The organism is Pseudoduganella sp. GW821-FHT12E03, assembly GCF_058807115.1.
The window spans coordinates 1-1,089 of sequence record NZ_JBXAQJ010000043.1; the positions used below are offsets into that span (position 1 = coordinate 1).

At 64.3% G+C, this 1,089-nt stretch carries 1 protein-coding gene; it reads left to right on the forward strand.

All coding sequences use genetic code 11. The features are described 5' to 3' along the window. The coding region (locus AC1RRC_RS33205) for an NAD-dependent succinate-semialdehyde dehydrogenase (RefSeq protein WP_493060203.1) at nucleotides 1–1,089 on the forward strand (1,089 nt) is incomplete at both ends.

The following is a 1,089-nucleotide window of genomic DNA, read 5'->3' on the forward strand; positions in this document are numbered from 1 at the left end:
GATGACCTGGCCGTCATCATGACGGCGGAACAGGGCAAGCCGCTGGTCGAGTCGCGCGGTGAAATCCTGTACGCGGCAGGTTTTATTGAATGGTTCTCGGAAGAAGCGCGCCGCGTGTATGGTGACCTCATTCCGCAAAATGTCGATGGCCGCCGCATCCTGGCGCAAAAGGCCCCGATCGGCGTGTTTGCCGCGATCACGCCGTGGAATTTCCCGTCGGCGATGATCACCCGCAAGGCGGGGCCGGGTTGGGCGGTTGGCTGCGCGGGCGTCATCAAGCCCGCCAGCCAGACCCCGTTGTCGGCGCTGGCGCTGGCGGTGCTGGCCGAACGGGCCGGTTTGCCGCCCGGCGTGTGCAATGTCGTCACTGGTTCGGCGCGCGCCATTGGCGGCGAGCTGACCGCCAGCCCGGTGGTGCGCAAGTTGTCGTTCACCGGCTCGACTGAGGTGGGCGCGCAATTGCTGGCGCAATGCGCGCCGACCATCAAGAAGACCAGCATGGAACTGGGCGGCAATGCGCCCTTCATCGTCTTTGACGACGCCGATATCGACGCTGCCGTGAAGGGCGCGCTGGCCGCCAAATACCGCAATACCGGCCAGGCGTGCGTGGCGGCCAACCGCTTGCTGGTGCAATCCGGCGTTTACGATGCGTTCGCAAAACAGCTGGGCGAAGCCACGGCGGCGCTGAAGGTCGGTAATGGCATGCACGACGGCGTGTTGCAGGGCCCCTTGATCAATGAAGAAGCGGTGCTCAAGGTGGAACAGCACATTGCCGACGCAGTGGGCAAAGGCGCGCGCATAGTGGCGGGCGGCAAACGTCATGCGCTGGGCGGGTCGTTCTTTGAACCGACCGTATTGGCCGACGTGCCGCGCGACGCGCTGATCTTCAGCGAAGAAACCTTTGGCCCGGTGGCGCCGCTGTTCCGCTTCGAGACCGAGGCCGAAGCCATCGCCATGGCCAACGACACCCCGTTCGGCCTGGCGTCGTATATCTATGCGCGCGACGTGGGCCGTATTTTCCGGGTCGTGGAAGAACTGGAATTCGGCATGGTCGGTGTCAACGAAGGCATGATTTCCACCGAAGTGGCG